The sequence below is a fragment of the Agrobacterium sp. GW821-FHT14E08 genome, assembly GCF_058803865.1.
Window position 1 is genome coordinate 322,797 of record NZ_JBXAPJ010000001.1, and the last position, 25,680, is coordinate 348,476.

28 protein-coding genes are annotated in these 25,680 nt (G+C 58.9%); 18 read left to right on the forward strand and 10 right to left on the reverse strand.

The annotated features are described in order from the left end of the window. Positions 1 to 258 precede the first annotated feature (258 nt). Positions 259 to 780 carry a TIGR00645 family protein gene (locus tag AC1ROR_RS01540; protein WP_035220133.1) on the forward strand — a complete coding sequence of 174 codons (522 nt, stop codon included), beginning with the start codon at positions 259 to 261 and terminating at the stop codon, positions 778 to 780. Between the two features lie 100 nt (positions 781 to 880). After that, the gene (locus tag AC1ROR_RS01545; protein WP_080835523.1) at positions 881 to 1,597 is read left to right on the forward strand and encodes a helix-turn-helix transcriptional regulator; all 717 of its coding nucleotides are present in this window, start codon (positions 881 to 883) and stop codon (positions 1,595 to 1,597) included. Between the two features lie 22 nt (positions 1,598 to 1,619). Here the strand turns inward: AC1ROR_RS01545 and AC1ROR_RS01550 are convergent, their stop codons facing one another. The 3 genes from AC1ROR_RS01550 to AC1ROR_RS01560 all read right to left on the reverse strand — a co-directional run bounded on the left by AC1ROR_RS01550 (position 1,620) and on the right by AC1ROR_RS01560 (position 4,261). Then, positions 1,620 to 2,777 carry a DUF2333 family protein gene (locus tag AC1ROR_RS01550; protein ID WP_035220700.1) on the reverse strand — a complete coding sequence of 386 codons (1,158 nt, stop codon included), beginning with the start codon at positions 2,775 to 2,777 and terminating at the stop codon, positions 1,620 to 1,622. Positions 2,778 to 3,015: 238 nt separating this feature from the next. After that, a complete protein-coding gene (locus AC1ROR_RS01555) occupies positions 3,016 to 3,468 on the reverse strand; it encodes a pseudoazurin (RefSeq protein WP_498588429.1) in 453 nt (150 codons plus the stop codon). Positions 3,469 to 3,679: 211 nt separating this feature from the next. Continuing rightward, positions 3,680 to 4,261 carry a thymidine kinase gene (locus tag AC1ROR_RS01560; protein ID WP_498588430.1) on the reverse strand — a complete coding sequence of 194 codons (582 nt, stop codon included), beginning with the start codon at positions 4,259 to 4,261 and terminating at the stop codon, positions 3,680 to 3,682. Positions 4,262 to 4,628: 367 nt separating this feature from the next. Here AC1ROR_RS01560 and AC1ROR_RS01565 point away from each other — a divergent pair, with 367 nt between their 5' ends. The 4 genes from AC1ROR_RS01565 (at position 4,629) to AC1ROR_RS01580 (ending at position 8,576) form a co-directional block, all read left to right on the forward strand. Continuing rightward, positions 4,629 to 5,531, forward strand: a complete 903-nt coding sequence (locus tag AC1ROR_RS01565) for a choline ABC transporter substrate-binding protein (RefSeq protein ID WP_374701174.1) — start codon at positions 4,629 to 4,631, stop codon at positions 5,529 to 5,531. Between the two features lie 285 nt (positions 5,532 to 5,816). Beyond that, positions 5,817 to 6,668 carry a choline ABC transporter permease subunit gene (choW, locus tag AC1ROR_RS01570; RefSeq protein ID WP_498588431.1) on the forward strand — a complete coding sequence of 284 codons (852 nt, stop codon included), beginning with the start codon at positions 5,817 to 5,819 and terminating at the stop codon, positions 6,666 to 6,668. Then, on the forward strand, positions 6,665 to 7,711 hold the full coding sequence (gene choV, locus AC1ROR_RS01575; RefSeq protein ID WP_035220141.1) for a choline ABC transporter ATP-binding protein: 1,047 nt from the start codon (positions 6,665 to 6,667) through the stop codon (positions 7,709 to 7,711). The genes choW and choV overlap by 4 nt, the downstream gene beginning before the upstream one ends. A gap of 544 nt (positions 7,712 to 8,255) precedes the next feature. Continuing rightward, positions 8,256 to 8,576 carry an ArsR/SmtB family transcription factor gene (locus tag AC1ROR_RS01580; RefSeq protein WP_003524068.1) on the forward strand — a complete coding sequence of 107 codons (321 nt, stop codon included), beginning with the start codon at positions 8,256 to 8,258 and terminating at the stop codon, positions 8,574 to 8,576. A 139-nt stretch (positions 8,577 to 8,715) separates the two neighbouring features. Here AC1ROR_RS01580 and AC1ROR_RS01585 read toward each other — a convergent pair whose 3' ends face one another. Then, the gene (locus AC1ROR_RS01585) at positions 8,716 to 9,891 is read right to left on the reverse strand and encodes a DUF3095 domain-containing protein (protein WP_498588432.1); all 1,176 of its coding nucleotides are present in this window, start codon (positions 9,889 to 9,891) and stop codon (positions 8,716 to 8,718) included. 284 nt (positions 9,892 to 10,175) lie between these two features. Here AC1ROR_RS01585 and AC1ROR_RS01590 point away from each other — a divergent pair, with 284 nt between their 5' ends. The 4 genes from AC1ROR_RS01590 to queF all read left to right on the forward strand — a co-directional run bounded on the left by AC1ROR_RS01590 (position 10,176) and on the right by queF (position 13,321). Further along, positions 10,176 to 11,282 carry a branched-chain amino acid ABC transporter substrate-binding protein gene (locus AC1ROR_RS01590; RefSeq protein WP_035220144.1) on the forward strand — a complete coding sequence of 369 codons (1,107 nt, stop codon included), beginning with the start codon at positions 10,176 to 10,178 and terminating at the stop codon, positions 11,280 to 11,282. A 69-nt stretch (positions 11,283 to 11,351) separates the two neighbouring features. Next, the gene (locus tag AC1ROR_RS01595) at positions 11,352 to 11,780 is read left to right on the forward strand and encodes a glyoxalase superfamily protein (RefSeq protein ID WP_080835515.1); all 429 of its coding nucleotides are present in this window, start codon (positions 11,352 to 11,354) and stop codon (positions 11,778 to 11,780) included. Between the two features lie 156 nt (positions 11,781 to 11,936). Next, positions 11,937 to 12,839, forward strand: a complete 903-nt coding sequence (locus AC1ROR_RS01600) for a cation diffusion facilitator family transporter (RefSeq protein WP_080835512.1) — start codon at positions 11,937 to 11,939, stop codon at positions 12,837 to 12,839. Positions 12,840 to 12,856: 17 nt separating this feature from the next. Next, a complete protein-coding gene (queF, locus tag AC1ROR_RS01605; RefSeq protein ID WP_080835508.1) occupies positions 12,857 to 13,321 on the forward strand; it encodes a preQ(1) synthase in 465 nt (154 codons plus the stop codon). Between the two features lie 25 nt (positions 13,322 to 13,346). On the opposite strand, the gene AC1ROR_RS01610 is transcribed toward queF, so the two are convergent. Then, the gene (locus tag AC1ROR_RS01610; protein ID WP_080835504.1) at positions 13,347 to 14,093 is read right to left on the reverse strand and encodes a DUF2076 domain-containing protein; all 747 of its coding nucleotides are present in this window, start codon (positions 14,091 to 14,093) and stop codon (positions 13,347 to 13,349) included. A gap of 100 nt (positions 14,094 to 14,193) precedes the next feature. After that, complete coding sequence (locus AC1ROR_RS01615) at positions 14,194 to 14,784, reverse strand: HupE/UreJ family protein (protein WP_080835501.1); 591 nt, start codon at positions 14,782 to 14,784, stop codon at positions 14,194 to 14,196. Between the two features lie 235 nt (positions 14,785 to 15,019). On the opposite strand from AC1ROR_RS01615, the gene AC1ROR_RS01620 reads away from it, so the two are divergent. After that, the gene (locus tag AC1ROR_RS01620; RefSeq protein WP_080835498.1) at positions 15,020 to 15,601 is read left to right on the forward strand and encodes an ATP-dependent Clp protease proteolytic subunit; all 582 of its coding nucleotides are present in this window, start codon (positions 15,020 to 15,022) and stop codon (positions 15,599 to 15,601) included. Between the two features lie 173 nt (positions 15,602 to 15,774). Here the strand turns inward: AC1ROR_RS01620 and AC1ROR_RS01625 are convergent, their stop codons facing one another. Further along, positions 15,775 to 16,032: a pentapeptide MXKDX repeat protein gene (locus AC1ROR_RS01625; protein WP_080835494.1), complete on the reverse strand. Its 258-nt coding sequence runs from the start codon at positions 16,030 to 16,032 to the stop codon at positions 15,775 to 15,777. A 219-nt stretch (positions 16,033 to 16,251) separates the two neighbouring features. Here AC1ROR_RS01625 and AC1ROR_RS01630 point away from each other — a divergent pair, with 219 nt between their 5' ends. Together AC1ROR_RS01630 and AC1ROR_RS01635 are read left to right on the forward strand one after the other, a co-directional pair. Beyond that, positions 16,252 to 16,767 (forward strand): sigma-70 family RNA polymerase sigma factor, encoded by a 516-nt coding sequence (locus AC1ROR_RS01630; RefSeq protein WP_035220149.1) that lies wholly within the window; start codon positions 16,252 to 16,254, stop codon positions 16,765 to 16,767. Then, positions 16,764 to 17,408, forward strand: coding sequence for an NrsF family protein (locus AC1ROR_RS01635; RefSeq protein ID WP_080835491.1), 645 nt, complete (start codon positions 16,764 to 16,766; stop codon positions 17,406 to 17,408). The genes AC1ROR_RS01630 and AC1ROR_RS01635 overlap by 4 nt, the downstream gene beginning before the upstream one ends. Before the next feature lie 87 nt (positions 17,409 to 17,495). On the opposite strand, the gene AC1ROR_RS01640 is transcribed toward AC1ROR_RS01635, so the two are convergent. Continuing rightward, the gene (locus AC1ROR_RS01640; protein ID WP_080835487.1) at positions 17,496 to 18,578 is read right to left on the reverse strand and encodes an esterase-like activity of phytase family protein; all 1,083 of its coding nucleotides are present in this window, start codon (positions 18,576 to 18,578) and stop codon (positions 17,496 to 17,498) included. 285 nt (positions 18,579 to 18,863) lie between these two features. Here AC1ROR_RS01640 and AC1ROR_RS01645 point away from each other — a divergent pair, with 285 nt between their 5' ends. The 4 genes from AC1ROR_RS01645 to leuA all read left to right on the forward strand — a co-directional run bounded on the left by AC1ROR_RS01645 (position 18,864) and on the right by leuA (position 22,598). Then, positions 18,864 to 20,042 (forward strand): benzoate/H(+) symporter BenE family transporter, encoded by a 1,179-nt coding sequence (locus AC1ROR_RS01645; protein ID WP_498588433.1) that lies wholly within the window; start codon positions 18,864 to 18,866, stop codon positions 20,040 to 20,042. A 34-nt stretch (positions 20,043 to 20,076) separates the two neighbouring features. Continuing rightward, positions 20,077 to 20,346, forward strand: a complete 270-nt coding sequence (locus AC1ROR_RS01650) for a BrnT family toxin (protein WP_003494557.1) — start codon at positions 20,077 to 20,079, stop codon at positions 20,344 to 20,346. Then, positions 20,327 to 20,569 (forward strand): type II toxin-antitoxin system BrnA family antitoxin, encoded by a 243-nt coding sequence (brnA, locus tag AC1ROR_RS01655; RefSeq protein WP_498588434.1) that lies wholly within the window; start codon positions 20,327 to 20,329, stop codon positions 20,567 to 20,569. The genes AC1ROR_RS01650 and brnA overlap by 20 nt, the downstream gene beginning before the upstream one ends. A 319-nt stretch (positions 20,570 to 20,888) precedes the next feature. Further along, complete coding sequence (leuA, locus tag AC1ROR_RS01660; protein WP_498588435.1) at positions 20,889 to 22,598, forward strand: 2-isopropylmalate synthase; 1,710 nt, start codon at positions 20,889 to 20,891, stop codon at positions 22,596 to 22,598. Positions 22,599 to 22,813: 215 nt separating this feature from the next. On the opposite strand, the gene AC1ROR_RS01665 is transcribed toward leuA, so the two are convergent. Together AC1ROR_RS01665 and AC1ROR_RS01670 are read right to left on the reverse strand one after the other, a co-directional pair. Next, positions 22,814 to 24,010 carry an AI-2E family transporter gene (locus AC1ROR_RS01665; RefSeq protein WP_080833844.1) on the reverse strand — a complete coding sequence of 399 codons (1,197 nt, stop codon included), beginning with the start codon at positions 24,008 to 24,010 and terminating at the stop codon, positions 22,814 to 22,816. Between the two features lie 84 nt (positions 24,011 to 24,094). Beyond that, complete coding sequence (locus tag AC1ROR_RS01670; RefSeq protein ID WP_498588436.1) at positions 24,095 to 24,955, reverse strand: VOC family protein; 861 nt, start codon at positions 24,953 to 24,955, stop codon at positions 24,095 to 24,097. 273 nt (positions 24,956 to 25,228) lie between these two features. Between AC1ROR_RS01670 and AC1ROR_RS01675 the strand changes: the two genes are divergently transcribed. Beyond that, a complete protein-coding gene (locus tag AC1ROR_RS01675) occupies positions 25,229 to 25,639 on the forward strand; it encodes a universal stress protein (RefSeq protein ID WP_035218337.1) in 411 nt (136 codons plus the stop codon). The last annotated feature ends 41 nt before the right edge of the window (positions 25,640 to 25,680 follow it).

Sequence of the window (25,680 nt, forward strand, 5' to 3'; positions counted from 1 at the left end):
GATAAGCGAGGACTAAAAAACATGACGATAACTGTCAACATATTATATATGACTTTTTACATCATGTTTTAAAGCATAACAGTGCGTTGCAAAAATGTGACGCTTCACCATGCCGCATCCAAAGCGGCAGATAGGGGCGAAAACGCCGCCATGCGGCCAAAGTCCCGACATTGCCGCTTGCTAGGATATTCGCAGCCAGTTTAGATGGCGACATAAAGAATGCCCTAACAATAAACAGATCATTAATCGGATACGGAAATGAAGTCTCTTGAACTGCTCGTCGAGCGGATCATTCTCTCCAGCCGCTGGCTGCTCGTTGTATTTTATCTCGGGCTCGTCGCGGCGCTGGCGGTTTACGCCTTCTCCTTCATGCTCAAGTTCCTGAAGGTTGCGAAAAACGTCTTCACCTACGATGAAGCGGACATGATCCTCGCCATGCTCGGGCTGATCGATGCGGCGCTGGTCGCCAGTCTCATCGTGATGGTGATGATCTCCGGCTACGAGAATTTCGTCAGCCGCTTCGATCAGGCGGATGACGAAGTTTCGTTTCTGGGCAAGCTCGACTCGGGCAGTCTGAAAATCAAGGTCGCCTCGTCGATCGTGGCGATTTCGTCGATCCACCTGCTGCAGATCTTCCTCAATGCCAGCCAGTATACGGACAGCCAGCTGATGTGGTTCACCATCATCCATCTGGCTTTTGTCGTTTCGGCGGTCATGCTCGGCTTCCTGGAAAAACTGATGGCCAAGCCGAAGGACAAATCTGAGAAACAGGTCATTTGATGAAGGTGGTCCGCTGAATATGAAGGTCGAAACCGTGTCTGCCCGCGCCGTATGTCCCATGCTTCGGCGTATCCCGGCCCCCCTTGGTGGCGGTGCCTGAATGCCGAAGACGGAGCGCCAGGCCAGCCTTTGCCGGGATCTGTCGGCTGCCGCCGACAGGCAGCAATGGCTGGTGGCGCTCCAGGCGGTGATGCAGGCTTTCGGCTATTCCCATGTGACCCTTCTCAGATTGCCGGGCTTCGGCAACGCCCAGGCCTTGCCGACGGTGGTGGAAAGCAGTCTGCCGGTCTGGGTCGTGAATGCGATGACCAAGAACGGTGCGCTTGGCGATTGCCCGGTCATCAAGCGCGGCGCCTCTTCGATGATGCCGCAATATTGGTCGCTCGATGATGCGGAGCTTGCCTGTGAGTCGCTGGCGGAGGCGGGGGCCTCGCTCAGCAGCATAGGCATCACTTCCGGTCTCATGGTGCCGGTCAACGGCATGAACGGATATCGTCATCTGATGAATTTCGCCGGCGACCGCGATGCCCTGTCGCAGGCGTCGCTGAACGAGCTGGGCATGATCGCGCTGCATGCGCTCGAAGCCTATGACCGCCTTTGCCGAAGCGGCTTCAAAGGCCCGTCACCGCTGACGAAGCGGGAGCTTGAGGTGGTGCGCTGGACGGCGCAGGGAAAGACGTCGGTGGAAATCGCCGAGCTTCTGTCCATCTCGGAACACACCGTCAACGCCTATCTGAACAACGCCATGCGCAAGCTGGACTGCGTCAACCGCACGCAACTGGTGGCCAAGGCCATACGCCAGCGCCTGATAGATTGAGCCGGCCGCAGGGCCGGCACCGTTAGCGGTCGAGAACCGAGCGGAGTTCGACGAGGTTCGAGCGAACCCGCAGAACGTAAAAACCCATGGTGGCGAGATGCGATGGCATGATCCAGCCGCTTTCCTCGCCGTTGGAAATGATCGCCGGCTGGATGCGCAGCGCCGCACGGGTCTGGAGCAGCGTGTCGTTCCACAGATTGGTCAGGTTGCGTTCGCGGATAACCTGCGCGAAGTCCGATCCGGCGGCGGAAAGCACGCCGTAATAGCCATAGAGCTGGCCATAGGCGAACCAGAAACGGTCATCGGCGCGGGTATCGAACCAGCCGCCATTATAGTTTTCCGACCGCTCCCGCAGGATGGCGGATGTCGAACCGATATCGCCGGCAATGCGATCGATAAACTGGATGAGGTTGTCGGCGCGGGTATCGAAGACGGCCTTGCAGGCGGTCAGTTCGCCATTGAAGGCCTGGAAGCTGCGGATGGCGGCGCGATAATAGCTGGGCGTCGGCGTCTTCGGGCCAAAGGGATCAAGGCCGAAATACCAGGAATATTCGCTGAACTGCATGTTGCCACGCGCTTCCTGGAGATTGTTGTTGATGCCGGAGGTTCCACGAACGCGGCCGAGCGTATCCACCAGTTCCACAGAGGTTCGGCGCACGGCCTGGTTCACGCCGCGCTGGAAGGACGCCTTGTTGTCGAGAAACGGCGTGCTGTCCCAGTCCATGCCGAAAAGGCCGAGGCGATAGAGCAGCATGGAGGAAATCCATGCGTTCTGGTTGACGTTGAAATCGGTGAGATCGGCCGCGGCATCGACGATGGCAGAGCGCTGGCACACCGGCGCTGAGGTGTTTGCGGCAGCGCCGGTTGCACCGGCGGGTGCAGCGGGGTTCGCGGCCGGCAATTCCTGTCCCGGCGGCACGGTGCGTTCGGCAAGCTTGTAACGGGAAATGTAATCCGGGTCGAAATTGCTCCAGACCTGCGTTTGCCACACGAAATATCCGTAGAAGCCGGCAAGGAGAATGAGCACCAGAGCGATCGGGCCCTTTACGATCCAGTTGCGGCCGCTATACCAGCCATGGGCGGCCATGAAAGGCCATAAAAGCCAGGCGACGACGAGACCGGCGGCCCTGCCGATGGCGCTGAAGGCTGCCTGAATCAAAGCGGTGATCCGGTCGATCATGTCGTCATAGTCTCCTCTGCCCGTGGGGCTGGATGCCGCCTGGAAAAGCTGCATCCGCGCCGCGCGTTCCCGGCATTTCATCAAACCGCGGTCATTTACTGCCTTGCAGATATGTCCCGCTCACCCGGGATACAACATGATTGCGAAACTTTTCTCAACCTGTGGTCCGCGCCGGCCGTTCCGGTATTCACAGCAGGCTTAACCGAACATCACCGGCCGCGGACAGTTGAGGATGCTCTTAGAGGCCGAGCCTGGCGATCTCGGCATTCAGCCGGTCGCGTGCCTTTTTCGGCAGTTTGCCATTCTTGAGGACATCCAGATTGGCCGGCGCGGCATCACCGACAACGACGAGCGCGACCATGCCCATGCCGAGATGCGGCGTGCATTTGATGACGTAGGCGCCTTCCTTGTCCACCGTCACCTTCACGGCCTCGTTCATTTTACCCTTGAAGTCAGCAGCCCCCTCGGGGATCATTTCCTTGACGGCTGCAGCATCGTGGCCCTTGTCGACGGGGACGAAGGTAATGGTGTCGCCGACGGCCGCCTTGATGCTTGCAGGTTCAAACACCATCGCCTGGCCGTCGCTACCTTTGTTGAGCATCTTCACCTCGATGTCCGCCGAGAGGGCGGGAAAGGCAAAAAGGCCGGCTGCGATGGCGAGGCCGGTTATGGTGGCAGTTTTGTTGTGCATATCTTTTGCTCCTGGGAGAAGGCACATCCACGCGAATGTGTCTTTGCGGTTCTAGCGCGGGAGCGGGCGGGTCATCCTTGCGAAAAATCAAATGCGGCAACCGGACGCAGGGTCAGAGTGTTTTCGCTTTTCTTCGAATCGAGAAAACACTCTAACTCTTTGTTAGTCGCACTTCCGGGCGGAAAACGGGGGCACTTTTTCTGGAAATGCTCTATTCGCCCTTGACCGTTTCCACCCAGTGGCGGCGGCAGAAGGAGACATATTTTTCGTTGCCGCCGACATCGATCTGCGCGCCTTCCCTGACCACATTGCCTTCATTGTCAAAGCGGGCGACCATCGTCGCCTTGCGGCCGCAATGGCAGATGGTGCGGATTTCGCGAAGCTCGTCGGCAATGGCGAGCAGTTCCCTGGAGGCCGGGAAGAGCTTGCCCTGAAAATCCGTGCGCAGGCCATAGGCCATGACGGGGATGTTCAGCCGATCGGCAATGCCGGCAAGCTGCCAGACGTGGTGTTCGGACAGAAAATTGGCTTCATCGATAAAAACGCAGGCGACCGGCGCTTCGGCGTGCAGGGCCGATACTTCGGAGAAAATATCGGTGTTTTCATCGAAGGTGCGGGCGTCGGAAGACAGGCCGATGCGTGAGGCGACGCGGCCGACGCCCGCCCGGTCGTCAAAGGCCGCCGTGAAAATCAGGGTGCGCATGCCGCGCTCCTGATAATTATAGGATGCCTGCAGCAGCATGGTCGATTTGCCTGCGTTCATCGCCGCATAATTGAAATAGAGTTTTGCCATCATCCACTCCCGGAGCGCCTTGCAGGGCTGCTCCAACCTCTTCAATCGGCACATCGCATTCCGCGGAATCGATGCCAGTCTATAAGCCGATGCTGTATTGAGCGTCTTTTGACGGCGAAGAAGCGGGTTGAAAAGTGCCGAGGCAGGAAAAACACAGATTTCCGCAACCTGCCATTTCCCGCATCATGGGGCTGAAACCGCCTAATTTGCGCGTTTTGTCGCAAACGGTGCGCCAAAGCACGCAAATGCACGCGAGTTGATTGTGTCCGGCAGATATTGATAATGGCAAGGGAACGAAAAAACAGGGAGCAAGCGAATGTTTGCAAATAGAAGTCGCTGTCTGGCTTTGGCCGCAGCAATCTCCGTCATGACGTTCAGTGCGGCCGGTGCCGCGGAGCCGGCAAGTTGCGGCACGGTGCGTTTCTCCGATGTGGGCTGGACCGATATCACGGCCACGACGGCGACCGCCACGGTACTCCTGAAAAGCCTTGGTTATGAAACCGACGTCAAGCTTCTCTCGGTGCCCGTGACCTACACTTCGCTGAAGAACAAGGACATCGATGTCTTCCTGGGCAACTGGATGCCGACCATGGAAGGCGACATCGCGCCTTACCGTGCGGACAAGTCGGTTGAAACGCTGCGTGAAAACCTGACGGGTGCGAAATACACGCTTGCGACCAATGCCAAGGGCGCCGAACTCGGCATCAAGGATTTCAAGGACATCGCCGCCCATAGCGCTGATCTCGGCGGCAAGATTTATGGTATCGAGCCGGGCAATGACGGCAATCGCCTGATCCTTGACATGGTGTCCAAGGACAGTTTCGGTCTGAAGTCATTCGAGGTGGTCGAGTCGTCCGAACAGGGGATGCTCTCCCAGGTGGCCCGCGCTGAAAAATCCGGCGAGCCCATCGTCTTCCTCGGCTGGGAACCGCATCCCATGAATGCGAATTTCAAGCTGACCTATCTGACCGGCGGTGACGACGTCTTCGGCCCCAATCTCGGCGGCGCGACGATCCATACCAATGTCCGCAAGGGTTACGTCGAGGAATGCCCGAATGTCGGTGCTTTCCTCAAGAACCTGCAATTTTCCCTGCCCATGGAAAACGAGATCATGGGCAAGATCCTGAATGACGGCCTTGAAGGCGAGGCGGCTGCAACCGCCTGGCTGAAGGCCAATCCGGCGGCGATCGAGCCCTGGCTCGCCAACGTCAAGACCAAGGACGGCAGCGCTGACGCCCTGCCTGCTGCCAAGAAGGCTCTCGGCCTCTAAGCTGCAAGACGATGCATGACTGTATCCGGCCTGCGCGGCGGGCCGGATCAGCGGGAAATAACGATGCCCATGCATGACCTTGCCTGTGAATTTTCAGACATTGAAGGTCATGCGCCAGCACCGCGTCCGGCAGTTCCGCTGCCGGCCGTCATTTCTGCATTGGAGCAATTCCGGTGAAACGGGATGACGATGCTCTATTTCTTTGTTGTCTGCGCAATTCCGGACGCAAAACCGCTCTGCACTTTTGCCGGAATTGTTTTAGTTCACGAAAGGTCTTTTCTTACCGTGGAATGGCTCAGCGCTCCTGAAAACCGCCTGCCCGTCGGCCGATATGCCAAGGAGGCCATTGACTGGCTGACCGGCAATCTCGCTTTTTTCTTCGATTGGCTTTCCTTCATTTTCCAAAGCGTCATCAATGCCCTGCTTTTCGTTCTGCAGGCGCCGCATCCGCTTGTCATCGTCGCGATCCTGACGGCTCTTTCGGCCTGGACGCGCCGCTCCTTCGGCATGCCGGTCTTCACGGCGCTTGGCCTTCTGCTCATCATCAATCTCGGATACTGGAAGGCGACGACGGAAACGCTGGCGCTGGTCATTGCTGCAAGCGCCGTGTGCATGATCATCGGCATACCGCTCGGCATATTGGCGGCGCGTCGCAAGTGGATCTATGCCGGCATGCGCCCGGTACTGGACCTGATGCAGACGATCCCAACCTTCGTTTATCTCATTCCGGCGCTGGTGCTGTTCGGTCTTGGCATGGTTCCGGGTCTCATTGCCACCGTCATCTTCGCCATTCCGGCACCCGTGCGGCTCACCCGTCTCGGCATCGTCTCGACGCCGCCGGCGCTGGTGGAGGCGGCCGTCGCCTTCGGTGCCACGCCATCGCAGGTGCTGCGCAAGGTGGAGCTTCCCTTCGCCGCGCCGCAGATCATGGCCGGCCTTACCCAGACGATCATGCTTTCGCTGTCGATGGTGGTGATTTCCGCCCTCGTCGGCGCCAATGGTCTTGGCGTACCCGTGGTGCGCGCCCTGAATACCGTCAACATCGCCATGGGCTTCGAAGCGGGACTGTGCATCGTCATACTGGCGATCGTTCTGGACCGGCTTTTCCGTCTTCCCGGCGCGGAGGATGATCTATGAGCGACGCCATCATCTTCGGAAATGTCGATATCGTCTTCGGCGACCGGCCCGACGCGGCGCTGCCGCTGATCGACAAGGGCAGCACGCGTGACGAGATCAATACCGAAACCGGACTGGTTCTCGGTGTCGCCAATGCTTCGCTCTCGGTCAGCGAGGGCGAGATACTCGTGCTGATGGGGCTTTCCGGCTCGGGCAAGTCGACCCTGCTCAGGGCCGTCAACGGGCTTGCGCCGGTGGTGCGCGGCAATGTCGGCGTGAAGACCAAGTCCGGCTATGTCGATCCCTATCGCTCGACGGCGAAAGCGCTGCGCGACCTGCGCATGCACACGGTCTCCATGGTCTTCCAGCAATTCGGCCTTCTGCCCTGGCGCAATGTGGCCGACAATGTCGGTTTTGGGCTTGAGCTTTCCGGCGTGCCGGAAGCCGAGCGCAAGCGCATGGTGGCCGAGCAGCTGGAACTGGTGAACCTGTCCGCCTGGGCCGACCGCAAGGTGGGGGAGCTTTCCGGCGGCATGCAGCAGCGTGTGGGGCTGGCGAGAGCCTTTGCCACCGGCGCGCCCATTCTTTTGATGGACGAGCCGTTCTCCGCGCTCGACCCGCTCATCAGAAGCCGCCTGCAGGACGAGCTTCTGGAGTTTCAAAGCCGGCTGAAGAAGACCATTCTTTTCGTCAGCCACGATCTGGACGAGGCATTCCGCATCGGCAACCGCATCGCCATGATGGAAGGCGGGCGCATCATCCAGTGCGGCACACCGCAGCAGATCGTCAGGCAGCCCGCCACGCAATATGTCGCGGATTTCGTGCAGAACATGAACCCGATCTCGATGCTGACCGCGGCTGACGTGATGAAGCCGGGTGTAGATGAGCGAAACGGCCGGCTGAATGTGGCAGCCACTGCCCGTCCGTCATCGCCGCTGATCGACATTCTCGATGCACTTGCGAAACATTCCGGCGCAATCGGCATCGTCGACAACGGCGCTATCGTCGGCACGATTTCAGCCGATGAAGTTGTGGCCGGACTGACCCGTCACCGCAAAAAATAATATTGCATCCTGCCTGAAACACAAAAAGGGCCTTCCACAACGGAAGGCCCTTTTTGTGTTTCAGGCGTTTCTTGCCGCGCAAGCTATACCTTCCCACAGTAGCAAAGAATATTTTTATCGGCATAAGTTATGCATTAAAATAATTGCTAATAAAAATCATATTGCAAACTTAGAGAAAATTGCGCAAAGTTAATCTAGATTCTGTTGCTCGCTGCTAAATTTAAGGTGGTAAAAGATTGTGGCCTTAAAATCCGGCATTGGGAATCAAGATTTCGACGCTCAACTTTTGATCGTTTGTTGCTTATAAATACTGCCGCTAATACATATCTTTATTGCTGAATTGACAAAAAACAGGCAAAAAGCTGATAATTTGGTCACAGTGTCTTAAGTAAATAACCAGTGAAGAATAGTCTTTGAAAGGGACACGATATAAGCAAGATTTAGGTATATACAACGTATCAACCGAATTATAAAAACATCTTTTGGAACACCTATAATAGCCACCATGACCGTCTTTTTGACTGTCATCAGGAGACTTGAGCGTATGGATAACCAATCTCTGTCGGAACATAGCATCGCCGCTGCAGACTTGCTCTCAGCGATGGCGAATCCCAAGCGCCTGATGATCTTATGTACGCTGGTGGATACGGAAGTGCCGGTCGGTGTTCTCGCCTCACAGGTTGGTCTCAGCCAGTCCGCTCTCTCGCAGCATCTTTCGAAATTGCGTGCGCAGCGGCTGGTAAAGACACGACGGGACGCGCAGACCATTTATTATTCCAGCAATTCCGAATCCGTCAAAAAGATCCTCGCTTCACTCGAGGAAATTTATTGCCAGGCGCAGAAGAGCAGCAAGACCGCCGCCTGATCCCACGGCCATCATTATAAGGCCCGGCGGCCCCAATCCGTTGAAACCGGCGCACGACGCCGGTTTTTCGTTTTCTGGCCCATCGTCCATTTTGACTGGTAAAAACGACCGGGTGGACAGATCGCGCCAGGGACGGCCTTCAGGGTTGTGACGCCGCCAATATCTGCTGCTTGAGCCGGCTTGCCGCGGCTGCATAACCGCCGTCCGCGCCGTCCACGAAATGCATGTGGTCCTTCGACAGCGGGGAAGGCACGATACAGGTCATCAAGGCGGCATCCTGTTCGTGCAGGCCGAAATAACAGGTTCCGGAGATACGCCCCGATTCCAGCCGTGCGCGGATTTTTTCGAGCCTGATGGCGTCTATATCCACCGTCATCTTCAGGCCGTCATCGAATTTCCTGAAATCGGTGTTGCTGGCGACCGAGCGCCTGTAACGATCCGCATTAAATCGTCCGAGCGACAGTCCCGTCAAACCGAGGAGATTGACGAGAAAGCTTTCGCCGAGGATACGGAGCGAACGGCGTATCTTGCCCCAGCTATCGCGATATGCCGCCCCGGCCCGGGCTTCGAGGCCGAGCCCCTCCCGCACGAAGCCGAGTTTCGGCCCATCCTCCGGCACGGGGTGGCCATGTCTTGCATCCTGTTCGGCCAGATCGACGAGATCGATGACGAGCTGGCGGAATGCCGGCATATCCCGTGAGGGACCGGGCACGGCGATGATCGACACCACCTTGCCATGGGTTGCCGGAATGGGGTTCCAGCGACACGAAAGCCCGGTCAGGTCCGGTCGCCCGCCTGTCGTTGCTGCGGGGAGAGCATATTGCCCATCCTTCATCCGCGCTTCCGCCCAGCTGTTGCCGCCGCCCGAAAACATCGCATAGGACACGTCCTCGCTCGCCTGGAAGCGGGCAACGCGAATATCGAAGCCGTTGTCGCGGATATCCTCTATGGGAACCAGCGCCACCCGCATTGCGAGGCTGAGGTCGTCCTTGACCCAGCGCTGCACGTTGGAAAGCGCGATGCCCGCAATAGATAGCCCGTCTGGCGGCACGGCGACGGCGGCGCCATCGCCGCCGAAAACGAAGGGCAGGTCGTGGCGCCCGAGGCTGTTGGAGATGCTGGAAATGACGGCGGCACCGGCCATGTTGACGGCCTTGTATCTGCCGGTGCCGATTGCCGAGGTCGAATCGATGATGTCGGCAATGGCCAGCCCCCATCCCGGCGGCAGGGCGCGATAAAGCGCCGGGTCGGCCACGTCTTCAAAATGCTGGAAGACGGGCAGGCCCGTCAGAAATTCGTCGTCTGCTGCGATCATGGCGTATTATCCCCGAGCCGTGGCCAAACGCAAAGGATTTACGCTGTCCCTCATTCGTTTCGATGACGCGATCTTGGCCAGCTTCGCGATTGATTTACCGCGAATAGACCTTATCCAGCAAAGGTGACTTGCATAAATCATCAAACCTTCCGTATGAGTTGAGTTGAAGGCTCGGAATTCAAACATGGAACGGGTTTTCGCCGGGAGGCGTCCGATAAGTTTCACTCGGTCGACGCCCAAGGCGCTCATCGGGTCCGCGACCCCCTATCCAAGGAGACACCAGGATGAAACTGAAGACATTGACCAGCGTGACGCTCGCAGCGTCCTTCGCATTCGCACCACTTGCCCATGCCGAAATCGTCATCGGCCTGATTGCGCCCCTGACCGGTCCTGTCGCCGCCTATGGCGACCAGGTCAAGAACGGCGCTCAGACGGCAGTCAATGAAATCAACAAGAAGGGCGGCATTCTCGGAGAACAGGTTGTTCTGAAGCTCGCCGATGACGGCGGTGAGCCGAAGCAGGGCGTTTCCGCTGCCAACCAGCTCGTTGCCGAAGGCATCCACTTCGTGGTCGGTCCGGTCACATCCGGCGTCGCCATTCCTGCATCGGATGTCTTTGCTGAAAACGGCGTCCTGATGATCACGCCGACGGCGACCGCGCCGGGCCTGACGAACCGTGGCCTTGCCAATGTTTTCCGTACCTGCGGCCGTGACGACCAGCAGGCAGAGGTTGCAGCGAAATACGTGCTTGGCAACCTCAAGGACAAGAAGATCGCCATCATTCACGACAAGGGCGCTTACGGCAAGGGTCTGGCGGATGCCTTCAAGACGACGCTGAATGCCGGCGGCGTTACCGAAGTTCTCTACGATGCCCTGACGCCCGGCGAAAAGGACCTCGGCGCGCTGACGGCCCGCCTGAAGTCTGAAAATGTCGACATCGTCTATTTCGGCGGTTACCACCCGGAAGCCGGTCTTCTTGTGCGCCAGCTGAACGATATCGGCGCCAAGGCTGCCGTTATCGGCGGTGACGGCCTCTCGAACAGCGAGTTCTGGAACATCGGCTCGAAGGCCGGCGAAGGCACGATCTTCACCAATGCTTCCGACGCGCTGAAGAATGACGATTCCAAGGCCGCCGCCGAGGCGCTGAAGGCCGCCAATATTCCCGCGGAAGCCTTCACGCTTAACGCCTATGCCGCCGTCGAAGTGCTCAAAGCAGGCATCGAGAAGGCTGGCAGCGCCAAGGATTCCGAAGCGGTCGCCACTGCTCTGAAAAGCGGCGATGCTTTCGCAACCGCAATCGGCAAGGTCACCTATGGCGAAAACGGCGACCTGACGTCGCAGGCCTTCTCGCTCTACAAGTGGCAGGACGGCAAGATCGTCGCCGCCGAATAAGGCGATAAGTACCGGCCGCACCCGCTGCGGCCGGTACCGTTTCCAAACGTCTGGAAAAGGGAATGCAGAATGGGCAACGATCTTAATGCCCCGGATGTGAGCGCCGCAGGCGCGGAGGACCTTCCGGACATCGGCTTCCGCCAGATATTCCCGATCATCAGAATTTTCGATGAAGCCAAGGCGCGGGAATTCTACGTCGATTTTCTCGGCTTCCAGATCGACTGGGAACATCGTTTCGGCGAAAACTTTCCGCTCTATATGCAGGTTTCCCGGGCCGGAATGGCGCTTCACCTCAGCGGTCATCACGGCGATGCGACGCCGGGCTCCAACGTCTTCGTCACCATGCGGGGCGTCCAAGCCTTTCAGCAGGAACTGGCGGGCAAGGATTATCGCTTCCTGAAGCCGGGGGTTGAGGCATTGCCCTGGGGCGAGATGATGGAAGTCATCGACCCGTTCGGCAACCGAATCCGTTTTTGCGAACAGAAAAGCGAGGCGTGACAGCCTTGGCGCGGCCTTGAGGGTCTTGACCTCGGCTGCGGTTTGAACGATAGAAAACGCAAATAGCGAACCGCGCGCACGGAAAACCCGTGCGCGCGGTTCGTGCGTTTTGGCAGTCGGTTCTGCAATTCGTTCGCATCCGCACGGGGGCAAAAAATGAACAGTGAAGGCAATGCACTGGTAAGGAAGCTCGCATTCTGGGGCATTCCGCTTTCTTTCGGCGTGCTGGGTCTCAAGCTCGTGGCCTGGTGGGTCACGGGGTCGGTTGCGCTGCTGTCCGACGGTCTGGAATCGACCGTTAATGTGGTCGCGGCCTTCATTGCCTATTTCGTCATTCGTTATGCGCAGAAGCCTGCCGATGACGATCACCAGTTCGGCCACCACAAGGCGGAGTATATCTCCGCCGTGGTGGAAGGCGTGCTGATTGTCGTTGCCGCACTGCTGATCGTGCAGGAGGCCTGGGGCGGTCTGTTCAACCCGCGGCTGCCGGAAGCGCCGGTTCTGGGTCTTGCCATCAACGCGTTTGCAGCTGTCATCAATGCGGTATGGGCAACGACCCTGATCCGCGTCGGCAGAAAATATGCCTCGCCGGCGCTTGCCGCTGATGGCCACCACATCATGTCCGACGTCGTGACCTCGGCGGGTGTTCTCGTCGGCCTCATTCTGGCTCTCGTGACGGGTTACGCCATTCTCGATCCGCTGCTCGCCATTCTGGTGGCTATCAATATCCTGTTTCAGGGATCGAAGGTCATTCTGCATTCGCTTGGCGGGCTGATGGACCGGGCCGTGGAGCCGGAAGAGGACGAGGCGATCAAGAAGGCCATCGCCGAACATTCCGGCGGCGTCATTGGCGTACATGACCTCAGGACGCGCCGCGCCGGCGCGGCCGCCTTCATCGATTTTCACGTCGTTGTCCCCGCAACGATGACGGTGCGGGCGGCGCATGATATTTGCGACCGCCTTGAAGATGCCATAAGGGACGTCATACCGGGCGCAAGCCTTGCCATTCACGTCGAGCCGGAAGGCGAAAAGGCGCATGGCGTCAAAGTGATTGTTTGAATAGTCAGGAGTTTTCCATGTCCGTGACGGATGTTTCCGGCCTGTCGCAGCTGGGCACGAAGGTCGATACGCCAGAGAGCCCGGAAAAGGCCATTCTCGAAAAAGTGCCGAACGGCAATGCCGGCACCGATTACGTGGTGCGTTTCACCGCGCCCGAATTCACCTCGCTTTGCCCGATGACCGGCCAGCCGGATTTCGCCCATATCGTCATCGACTATATTCCGGGTGACTTTCTGGTGGAATCCAAGTCGCTGAAGCTGTTCCTGCAATCCTTCCGCAATCACGGCGCTTTCCACGAGGATTGCTCCGTCTATATCGCCAAGCGGCTTGTGGACCTGTTGCAGCCGAAATGGCTGAGGATCGGCGCTTATTGGTATCCGCGCGGCGGCATTCCGATCGATGTTTTCTGGCAGACCGGAGCGGTGCCCGAAGGCGTGTGGCTGCCGGATCAGGGTGTTGCGCCCTATCGCGGTCGCGGCTGATCCGGCTGTTTAAAGTCACGAAGATTCAGGCGAACGAACCGTCGTCGCCTGAATCGGAATCCGCATCGTCAGCGCTGTCATCGTAGTCGGCCTGCTGGATATCGTCATCGTCGTTATTCTGCGGGTTGTTGCTGTCGCCGTAGTAATTGTTGATGACGGTTTCCTCGACGGGGGCGTTGCCGGCGGCAGTCCCGCCGCCGAAGGGCGACCCCAGGCCGAGTGACGACATGTGGCTGCCGAAAATTCCGCTCAGCGAATTGGCAAGCAGCATGCCGCCAGCGACGCCGGCGGCGGTGCCGAGCGCCCCCTGCAAAAAGCCGCCACCTGAACGGCCGACTGCGCCGGGCTGCTGGCTCCAGGGGCCGCCGGGTTGCTGTTGACCGGCTGGCGATCCCCAGGGACCGGCTGTCTGGCCGGCGGTATCGTTACGCCAGGATGTCTGTGGGGCAGGGGCGGGCGTCGGGGCAGGCGGCTGTGGCTGGCCGGTGCCGAAGATGGAACTCAGAAAACCACCCTGAGCGGCCGCCTGCGGGGCGGCATTGCCGCTTTCCAGCGCGTGGATGCGGTCTTCGAGCTGTTTGATATGGGCTGCCGCCGCTTCGAGACCCTTTTCCTGAACGATCACCGCCTGGGCGAGATAATAGGGGGCTGCGGGCTGATCGCGCACGGCGTCTGCGATCAATGTTTCCGCCTCGCGGTCACGCGGGGTGGCGGATGCGGTTCTGGTCCTGTCGAACAGGGCCTTGAGAAGCTGGCTTTCTTCCGGTGACATATGATGCCTCCTTACCGTGAAGCGAAAATCCACGATAAGGAGGTAGGCCTCAATTCCGGCTTTTCAAAGCGGTCCGAATTTTAAATTTCGGTAATGATCGTCAGCCGCCGAAGGCGAGCGACAGGCCCGCTATCGCCGTCAGCGCGCCGACGGTGCGGCTTGCGACTGTGCCGAAACGCGCAATGCCGAGGCCGAGTGCAATACCGGCCGCATGCAGGATGGCTGTCGCGATCATGAAGCCGATGCCGAATTGCCATGCGCCTGCGCTGCCGAGTTCACCGCCATGGGCGTGGCCGTGGAAAAGGGCGAAAGCGCCGACCACCGCAGCGGCGGCGGCCGTCGGAAGCCTTGCCGCCATGGCAACCAGCAGGCCGAGGCCGATGACGGAAGCGAGAATGGCAGGTTCGACGAAGGGAAGCCCGATGCCGTAGACCGCCATCACGAACCCGGCGGCCATGGTGCCGACAAAGGCGGAAGGCACGATCCACAATGCCTTGCGGTCGTTCTGCGCCACGGCGATCTGCGAGGCCCAGATGCCGACGGCCACCATCGCCAGAATGTGGTCCGCACCGAAGAAGGGATGGGAAACACCGGCCATGAAGGAACCGTGTTCTTCCGGGTTCAGATGGGCGAAAGCGGGCAGGGTGGTAATGCCCAGTGCGACGGCAGTGAGGCTTAGTCTTTTCAGCATGGTTCCCTCTTTTGATTGTCGCCGCCGGCATGGGAATCTTGGGGTTTCCCGCAACAGCGGCACTGCAATGAGGGGCCGACGATATCGCGAATGGCGAGAGGCTGTCCATGCGTCATCTGCCGGGGGTAATGTTTATTGTTCAGGCGCAAACCTTGCCTTTTTCTCTCATTGCCTTACGTAACAAGTCGCACTATGTCCGAAGGGCATGCACGAATTACGCTGGAGAGAGCCGTTGATGAACGAAGACGAAGACGACAAGAGCAAGGAACTGCCGATCGGCAAGGAAACGGAAGCGAATCTTTTCAAGTCGCGTTCGATCTTCATCTATGGTGGCATCACGCAGGAACTGGCGCAGAAGGTCTGCACGCAGCTCGTGGCCCTTGCCGCCGCCAGCGACGACGACATTCGCGTTTACGTCAATTCGCCGGGCGGCCATGTCGAATCGGGTGATTCCATCCATGACATGATCAAGTTCATCAAGCCGAAGGTCTATATCATCGGCACGGGCTGGGTCGCCTCCGCCGGCGCGCTGATATATGTATCGGTGCCGAAGGAACGCCGCCTTTGCCTGCCGAACACCCGCTTCCTGCTGCACCAACCCTCCGGCGGTACGCGCGGCATGGCATCCGACATCGAAATCCAGGCTCGCGAAATCATCAAGATGAACCAGCGCCTGATCAAGATCTTCTCCAAGGCTACCGGCCAGAGCGAAGAAAAGATCGCCAAGGATATCGACCGCGACTACTGGCTGAGCGCGGAAGAAGCCAAGGATTACGGCCTCGTCGGCAAGATCGTCGAAAGCCAGTCGGAACTTTAAGTTTCTGACTTTCCGTTGAAAAAGCCCGTGCCGGTGAGAACCGGCGCGGGCTTTTTCCATTCAGGCTAGAGCATTTCCAGTAAAAGCGGGATCGCCTTTACGTCAGGACAATGCGTAAAAACAAAGAGACAGAGTGTTTTCGCGTTTCGGAGAAAAGCGGAAATGCTCTGGTGTCATTTCATGGTGTCACAGGCCTTCATCATGTCGGCCTTTTTCATCTTGTCCATTTCCATGCCGGCCTTGTGCATGCAGTCCTTCTTGCTGGCCATGGACATGCCGTCCTTTTTCATCGTCTCCGTCTTCATGGTGTCGCTGTGCATGGTATCCTTCTTCATCGCATCGGTTTTCATGCTGTCGGCTTGGGCAATGCCTGCGAAAGACAGTGCTGACAGCATCGAGGCGGTGGCGATGGCGGCAAAAATGCGGGTCATGAAGGGTCTCCTCTGGACGTCGTTTTATGTCCGCCGGCATTGTGCCGGGGGCTCACTCTTGTCCATTCGGTCGGGAGTGGCCCATCGTTACAGCTTCACGCGCTTGTGACGAGATATTCGGGCGAGATTTTTTTCAGACCATTATGTAACAATATCCTGCGGACTGCGAATAACCTGATAGTGACGATGACAGGCAGCCTTTCGGAAGAAACATTAAAAATGCTGATGCTGCGTTCCCTTGACGGGGACGAAGGCGCCTATAGGCATTTGCTTCATGCCCTGCGCAGGCTGCTGATCGCCTATTACGGACGCCGCATGGCGTCCTCCTCCAGAGGTGATCTGGAGGATCTTGTGCAGGAGACGCTGTTATCGCTCCACGCCAAGCGGGAGACCTATGACCGTGCGCGACCCTTTACGGCGTGGTTTTTTTCGATAGCGCGCTACAAGCTCATCGACCACTATCGGGGCAGGGGCGCGCGCAGGCTGGCGGAAGTCGAGCTGGATGAGACGCTGGAGGCGGAATCGTCCGTCGACGCGGTCACGGCGCGCATGGATGTCGAGCGGTTGCTCGATGATTTGCCGGAGCGGCAACGCGACCTCATTCGACGGGTAAAACTCGAAGGTCAGTCAATCGCCGAAGCGGCAGAAAAATCCGGCCAGACCGAGCTTGCAGCGAGGGTCGGCATTCACAGGACATTGAAAATCCTGGCGGCAAAGTTGCGGGGAGACACGTGAGAAAGACGGATGACATCATTGACCGACTGGCAGGCGATCTGAAGCCTGTCCCCGCTTTTGCGCTGGAGCGCAGGCTGGCGCTTGCCGTCCTGGCGGGGATTGTTGTTTCGCTGCTGCTGCTGCTCTTCATTCTCGGGCTGCGCGGCGATATGGGCGATGCGATGACCGAAGTGGGTTTCTGGATCAAGTCCGCCTATAATGCCTTGCTGGCCGTGGCTGCTTTTTTTGCTGTCAGACGCCTTGCCCGGCCCGATGGCGAGAGCGGCCGTCTTTTCGTGTGGCTCGCGGTGATTTTCGTTGCAATGGCGGCGATAGCGCTCGTTCAGCTGGGGTTCGCCTTGCCGGGCAATTACGGTGCCCTGATCATGGGATCTTCGGCGCTGCATTGCCCGTTTCTGATCGTTGCTTTTGCGCTTCCCATCTTTCTGGCGAATTTTTCGGTTCTCAAGCGTTCCGCCCCCGCCGATCCGACACTTGCGGGTTTTGCCGCAGGCATCGCGGCAGGTGCGGCGGGAGCCTGGGTCTATTCGTGGTTCTGCACCGAAAACGGCATGGCATTCGTGCTGATCTGGTATTCGCTCGGCATTCTCTTGACCGGCTTTATCGGCGCTTTTGCCGGCGCACGTCTTCTGCGCTGGTAAAGGGCGCATCCATTGCCTGCAGCGCCTCTATTAGCCGATGCCGGCCCGGACGTCGTCCGGCCGGCATTTTGCTTTGGTCGATGTTACTCACTGACCCAGATTGGCGGGAATTGCGAAAGCCGCGAATTGGGTGAACTGTTTGCCCGCATTAAAATTGTCGTCCGAGGCGATGACGAATATCTGCTTGCCATCCACGACCGGCCCAAAGGCGAAGCTTTCGATATTGTCGATATCGAGGCCGAAATCGCCTTCGTTGATTTCGAACCACGGCGTTTTCGATACGGGACGCAGATTTGCCACGTCGATCCTGTCTTTGCCGAGGATATTCTCCGCTTTGGAAAGGTCCACGATGAAAAAGCGGATATGATTGCCGACGCCGGACGCGAAATTACGTTCCACGGCGACGAAACGGCCATCCGGCATGGCCGCCAGCGCTGAGAGACCGTTATCGTTATATTTCGGTTCGGCGGAAGTCGGGGTCTTGGAGATCGCTTCCGTGACGTAGACATGTTCCGCGACAGGTTTCAGCGTTGCAGTATCGATCACGAGGAAGCGCGCGGGGCTGCCGGCCTGCGGGGTGGCCTTCTGACCGTCCTGTGTCAGCGCATTTTCCGTGGCGGCGATGAGCTTTCCGGATGCCAGTGTCAGCCCCTCGAAGCCGAGATTGTTCTGCACGCCCCTGGTCTTCGCGTCATCGACGAGATAGGCGTTGGGCAGTTCCAGCCGCTTCACATTGCTGCCATCGAGGTCCGAGACATAAAGCGCTGGCTGGTTCTTCAGGTCGCGCTCCGAGGACCAGTAGAGCTTGCCGCCCTTGCGGTCGAGCGCGATGCCTTCGGCATCGATGCCCTTCGCGGCGAAAGCGGCGCCGGTCTCGTCCTTCAATTCCCGCGTGGCGGCGATGTTCAGCGTGACGACGCCTTCCGTGACTGCCAGTTCCAGTTCGTAATACCGGGCCGGGCCTTTTTCGACACGGTCATCGGAGATGGCGAGATAACGTCCGGTTTGGCTGTCGAAGCTCAGATCGGAAATGCCACCGAAGGTGACGCCATTGATGGAGAGGCCCGAAGGCACGACGATCTGGCCGAGAAAGGCCGGTGCTGGCGGGGTTTGCGCTGCGGCTGGAAGGGCAGCGAAACAGAAAGCGGCGATGGTGACGATGCGAAGCATGGAGACGACCCCTGTTGTGGCGGATGCCCTGTAATGACGACTGCCGAGAGGATTAGCGCCCTGCCGCTAAACTTTGATGACGTTTTCCATACCGCCGTACCTGAACTCTGACACCTCATCTTGCCAAGCCGCTTCTTTTTTGATTCTGAATAGATCAGTGCTTCATCCAAAGCGTGTCGCCATCTCCGGATGCACGCAGGCACGCTTCAAGTTTTGTTTTCCGCCTGTCGCCAGTGCAGCCGCTGTGCGTCTTCTGCGACGGGCAGCAGGCCGCAGAGTGCTTTTATGCTGAGAGATTTTTCCGTCCAGAGCCTGTTCATGGGGTGCCTGACCGCCTTTGTCGGCTTCGCCAGTTCCTTTGCCGTCGTGTTGCAGGGCCTGAAGGCTGTCGGCGCGACGGATTTCGAGGCGGCATCCGGGCTGATGGCCCTTTCGGTGGCGATGGGGGTTTGCGCCATCGCTCTTTCCGTCGCCACCCGGCTCCCCATCAGCATCGCATGGTCGACGCCAGGCGCCGCGCTGCTTGCGACCACCGGCGTCATTGAGGGCGGCTTTCCGGCGGCCGTCGGCGGGTTCATCATCTGCGCGATCCTGATCATTATCGCTGGCCTGTTCCGGCCGCTTGGAAAGGCGGTCGCCTCCATTCCAGCGCCGCTTGCCAATGCCATGCTCTCCGGCGTCATCATCGGCCTGTGTTTTGCGCCGATCAAGGCGATCGGCTTCAACCCGGCGCTTGGCCTGCCGATCATCCTCGCCTGGATCGTGGTGGGCGCTTTCCGGCGGCTTTTCGCCGTGCCGGCGGCCCTTGCCGCCTTCGTGCTGGTGATGATTTTCGGCGTTGAAATTCCGGCGGGTGCACTTGATAGCGTGGCGCAATCGCTGACACCGCCGATGGAATGGGTAACGCCCGTCTTCAGTCTCCACGCGGTTGTTTCCATCGCGCTGCCGCTCTTCATCGTCACCATGGCCTCGCAGAATATTCCCGGTATCGCGGTGCTGAAGGTCAATCATTACGATCCGCAGCCCGGACCGCTTTTCGCCTCGACCGGCTTCTTCTCGCTGCTTTCCGCACCCTTTGGCGGCCATGCCGTCAATCTCGCGGCGATTACGGCGGCCATGTGCGCGGGCGAGGACGCCCATCCTGATCCAAAGAGGCGTTACTGGGCGGCGATCATTGGCGGTGTCGGCTATATTATTTTCGGTCTTTTGGCGGGCGTGGTCACGGCCTTCGTGGCGCTGGCGCCGCCTATTCTCATTCAGGCGGTGGCAGGGTTGGCACTGGTTGGGGCCTTTTCCGGCTCCGCTGTCGCAGCCTTCAGGGAGCCGGAAACCCGCGAGGCGGCGGCCATCACCTTTCTCATCACCGCATCCGGCCTTTCCTTCGGCGGCATTTCCGGGGCCTTCTGGGGTTTGATCGGTGGGGGGCTGATGATGGCGTTGCAGCGGGTGGTGAAGCGTGGTTAGATAGGGAGCTTATTGTTTTAAAGAAAAATTATTTATGGATTTCGAATTCGATCCTGCCAAAAGTGAAAGTAACAAAGACAAACACGGAATAGATTTCGTCGAGGCAAGAGCGCTTTGGCTGGACGAGAAAAGACTGGTCGTTCCTCTCGAAACCACCTCCGAAGAGCGGTATATTATGATCGCTCAGTTGCGCGGAAAGTGCTGGAGCGCCGTCTATACCTACAGAAATGACCGGTTGCGGATCATTTCCGTCAGGCGTTCCAGAGACAAGGAGAAGCATCGTTATGAAGACGATAAGCGCTGAAGATTTCGACAAAAAATTCGATGATGGCGAAGATCTGGATGACTATGTCGACTGGTCCAAGGCAACCCGTCCCGGGCTGGAGTTGGTGCATGTCGATGTTGATCTTCCTGAAGAGGTTTTGCGGAAAGTGGATGCGGAAGCGGCGCGCCTTGGCAGGACGCGTCAATCCCTGATGGCTGAATGGATCGCCGAAAGGCTGGAGAGCGGCAGGCCGGGAAAATAACCGGCGCACGGCACAAGATCACTTGTCAGACCGCCAGCCGCTGTTTATACACATCGCCATGAGCAACAGCATCGCAACCATTTCCGGCATGAGCGCGCAGATTTCTGCGATGGCCTCGCCGTGCGGTGCACTCTCGCTTCTTAGCCTCGACCTTACACGCGGTTGCCGGGTCCAGTGAGGAGCGCCCGGCGGCCGAAAGCCCGCTGGCGCTAACGCTCCTCATCTCGAAATCTCATTTTATACTGGATTTAGGCTCTAAAGGGCCGCGCATCCGCCGATGGCTTGAAGAAGCCCGCGGACTGCGCAAGGAGGAAGCGAAATGGACGGCAAGATCACCAATATTTCCAAGGGCATGTCAGACGCGAGCGTGAAGTATCGCCCTTACCCGACCATCAATATCCCCGACCGCACATGGCCTGGCAAGACCATCGACAAGGCGCCGATCTGGTGTTCGGTGGACCTGCGCGACGGCAACCAGTCGCTGGTCAACCCAATGGGCCACGACCGCAAGGCCCGCATGTTCAAGCTGCTGCTCGAAATGGGTTTCAAGGAAATCGAGATCGGTTTCCCTTCCGCCTCGCAGACGGACTTCGATTTCGCCCGCTGGTGCGTGGAAGAAGGCAATGTGCCTGATGATGTTTCCCTGCAGGTGCTGGTGCAATGCCGCCCGGAGCTGATTACCCGCACGTTTGAAGCGCTGGAAGGCGCCAACAAGCCGATCATCCATTTCTACAATTCCACTTCCGAATTGCAGCGCCGCGTGGTGTTCGGCAAGGATGTGCACGGCATCAAGCAGATCGCCGTCGATGCGGCCAAGATGATCACCGACATGGCGGCCAAGGCCGGCGGCGGCTACCGCTTCGAATATTCGCCCGAGAGCTTTACCGGCACCGAGCTGGAAGTGGCGCTGGAAATATGCAACGCCGTGGTCGAGGTGGTGAAGCCGACGGCCGACAACAAGCTGATCCTGAACCTGCCTTCGACGGTGGAAATGGCGACGCCGAACATCTATGCCGACCAGATCGAATGGATGTGCCGCAACATCGACAATCGCGAAAACGTCATCATCTCGCTGCATCCGCATAATGACCGCGGTACCGGCATTGCCGCGACCGAACTGGGCCTGATGGCGGGTGCTGACCGCGTGGAAGGCACGCTGTTCGGCAATGGCGAACGCACGGGCAATGTCGACGTCGTGACGCTGGCGCTGAACATGTATACGCAGGGCGTGGACCCTGAGCTGGATTGCCGCGATATCGAGCGCATCAAGGATGTCTACGAATATTCCAACGAGATGACGATCCCCGAGCGTCATCCTTATGTGGGCGAACTGGTCTACACCGCCTTTTCCGGCTCGCATCAGGATGCGATCAACAAGGGCATGAAGGCGATCAAGGTCGCCAATCATCCCGTCTGGGAAGTGCCCTATCTGCCGATCGACCCGAAGGATGTCGGCCGCTCCTATGAGGCGATCATCCGCATCAACTCGCAATCCGGCAAGGGCGGCATCGCCTATATTCTCCAGCAGGACTACGGCATCAACCTGCCGCGCAACCTGCAGGTGGAATTCCGTGAGGATATCCAGCGCATCACCGATGAAGAGGGCGTGGAGCTGCCGGCCAAGCGCATCTACGAGCGCTTTATCGAGCGTTACGTGACGCAGCCGAATGCGCGCATCAAGTTCGTGGATCACCACACCTATCCGGCCGGTGATTTCAAGGGCGTGCGCATCGTGGCTGCCGAAATCACTGATAATGGCGAGGTGAAGCGTATCGAGGGCAAGGGCACCGGTCCGATCGACGGGTTCATCAATGCGCTGTCGGTTTATCTCGGGATTGACCTGTCGGTGAATGACTATTCCGAGCATTCGCTGCAGCATGGCTCGAACGCTTCGGCCATTGCCTATGTCGAGATGGAACATCCGGGCGGCAAGCTGTTCGGGGCAGGCGTCAATACGAATATCGTGGCGGCTTCGCTGGAGGCGATTGTTTCGGCCGCCAATCGGGTGCTGGAAGAGCGGGCAAAGTAAGTTTGCCTTGAGGGTGGGGCTTACCCCCCTCTGCCCTGCCGGGCATCTCCCCCTCAAGGGGGGAGATCGGCGGGAGGCCCTACCACCGCTCCATTCGCAAACGTTGAGATGGGCGAGACCCAACCACGAGTCGATCTCCCCCCTTGAGGGGGAGATGCCCGGCAGGGCAGAGGGGGGTAAGCCCCACGCGCCCGCGCCTGCCGTTGAAGCCGTGCTTAATCCGGCAGTTTCGGCACCACCCGGCGTGAGGGAAACAGCTCCCGCGTCACCGTCATGGCGATCAGCGACAGCGGCAGCGCCAGCATGGCCCCGGCCGCCCCCCACATCCACGTCCAGAAGATGATCATCACGAAGACGAGGAAGGGGTTTATCTCCATGTTGCGGCCCACCACCGCCGGAAAGGCGAGGTTTTCCATCAACAGGTGAATGGTGAAGAAGATCGCCGCAGGCAGAAGCGCGAGAATGATGTTGTCATGGGTGATGATGCCCGCCACCGTCAGCGAAATCGTCATGGCGGTGATGCCGAGAAATGGTACGAAGCTGGAGAGGAAGGCGAACAGCCCCCAGAGCAGCGGCATGGCCAGCCCGCCCAGATAGGCGATGACCACCATCGTCACCCCGAGCCCGGCATAGATCAGCGCTGCCGTGGCGAAATAGGTGCCGAGCACCTCTTCCACCGAGGCGATGATGCGGATGGTCCGCAGCCGTTGATGGCGGGCCGGAAAGGCCATGATGATCGCCTTGCGCAGCCGCAGGCGGCTGTAAAGGAACATCAGCAGCGCGGCGAGGAAGATCATGCCCTGAATAACGGCCGGAGTAACATTTGAACCGAGCACGGAAATGATCTCACCACTGCGCGAAATCAGCGATTCCATCGACATTGAGCCCATGCTGAAGGTTGCCGCCGAGATATTCAGCCATCGCAGGTTTTGCAGATAGGGCAGAAAGCGGTCGATGCTGCGCTCCACCAATGCCGGTCCTTCGGAGGCCAGTTGCGACACCGGGTCGATCAGCGAATTGACCACGAAGAACATCACCGCCGCCACCAGGGTGGAAAGAATGAGCGCGACGCCAAAGCCGGGAATGCCATAGGAGCCGAGTTTTTCAGCGGCGATGCCGAGTATCATTCCCACCACGATCGCCATGACCACCGGAATGAGAATGAGCGACAATTCGTGGATGACGGCCATCATCACGACCAGAAAAATGCCGATTATCGACCATGCCACGACGACATCCAGCGCTTCGCGGCCAAGCGGCTGCTGGCTGCGGGCATCGTCGCGGTGCGATCCGGACGCAAGCCCCTCAAGCGGGTCGGCCCTCGTGGCACCGGCAACGCCTGTGCCCGCACCCGTGCGGCCACCAATATTGCCCAAATTGCCGGCTTTTTCCGGTCTGGCATTCTCATTCATCGAACTGTCCCCCAATAAGACGACAAACGTTCGAAAAATGAGGCGGTTCCGGGGCGGTGAAAATTTCTGCCGCCCCGTCTTCCTTTACGCGGAAAGCTTCAGCCCGATGCCCCAGGGATCCTTCAGAACGATACCGTCGCTCTGCCGTTCCGTGGCGATTTCCAGCCGGTCGAGAGCCGCCGTCGCACGGTCAAGGGCATCACGCTCGTTGAATTTCAGCGAGTAGCCGGAAAGGCCGGTCATGCTGTCCTTGCGGGCCGTGGCGCCACGGCTGTTCCAGATATTGGCCGCCACATGGTGGTGATAGGCCCCGGAACCGAAGAAGCTCGCACCCGGATACCGCGCCATGATCTTTAGCCCCAGCACGTCCTGATAAAACTCGTCCGCCTGCGGAATATTGCCGACCTGCAGATGGATATGGCCGATGGCGGTTCCCTCTGCAGCGCCTTCGAACGCCGTCTTCGGCGCACTGTCGTAAAGCGCCTGAAGATTGAGGCCGAGCGTCGCCATCTCCACCGTGCCGTCCTGCTGATAGGTCCATTCCTCCGGCGAACGGTCGCGATACACCTCGATGCCGTTGCCTTCCGGGTCGGCAAGATAGATGGCCTCGCTGACCAGATGGTCGGACGCGCCCTGAAGCTGGATGTTGTTATGGGCGGCATGCGCCAGCCAGTGCGCCAGATCCTGCCGGCTCGGCATCAGGAAGGCGGTGTGGAACAGGCCCGCGGCATTGCGCGGCGCGCGTTCCGCCGCAGTTGAGGTGGAAAGCGTCAGCAACGGCTGGCCGTTGACGCCGAGAACCTCGCCGCTCGGGCTCTTTTCGATGACCGAAAGACCGATGATCTTCCGGTAAAAATCCGAAACGCGCGGCAGATCGTGAACGACGAGATGAGCCTGACCGACATAAGCCGGACGCGTCAGGGCGAATTGTTTGATTTCACTCATCATAATCTCCATATTGAATCTGACGCGCCGAGGGCCGATCGGTGGCCGCCGGCATCGTCCGACGCCGCTTTGCGGCGTTTGTCGAAAGCGAATATGGGCGGATTTCATCGTTCAGCAAAGATCGCCATCCGGCGATTGACCGTCCACAATTCGTTGACAATGCCCGCCCAAGCATGTCTCCCGGCTTTGACTTCGATCAAGGCGGAGGGCGTGCCGGCGGGGAATATGAGCTTGAGCCAAGAGAAACGGCAGATTACGCCAAAGGAGACAGCCATGTACAAAAAGATCATCGTACCGGTAGACCTCAGCGCCACCGACAAGGGTGAAAAAATCCTCGCCAAAGCCAAGGCGCTGCTGGATGCCGATGGCGAGATCGTCCTCATCAACGTGGTTGAGGAACTGCCCGGCTACATGGCTATCGACCTGCCCGTCGACCTCATTGAAAATGCCATCAAGGACGCCAAGGCGAAACTTTCTGACTTGAAGGCCAAGGTCGGTTTTAACGGCAGCCAGGAAATCCGCAGCGGCGCGCCCGCGCGTGAGATCATTGCCGCTGCCGAAGAGCACAAGGCGGACCTCATCATCATCGCGTCGCATACGCCGGACTTTACCAATTATTTCATCGGCGCCACCGCCGACCGCGTGGTGCGCCACGCCAAGTGCTCGGTGCTGATCGACCGCTAAAGTGAGTTGAAATCTTGGGGTTGCGGGCGATTTTCGCCCGC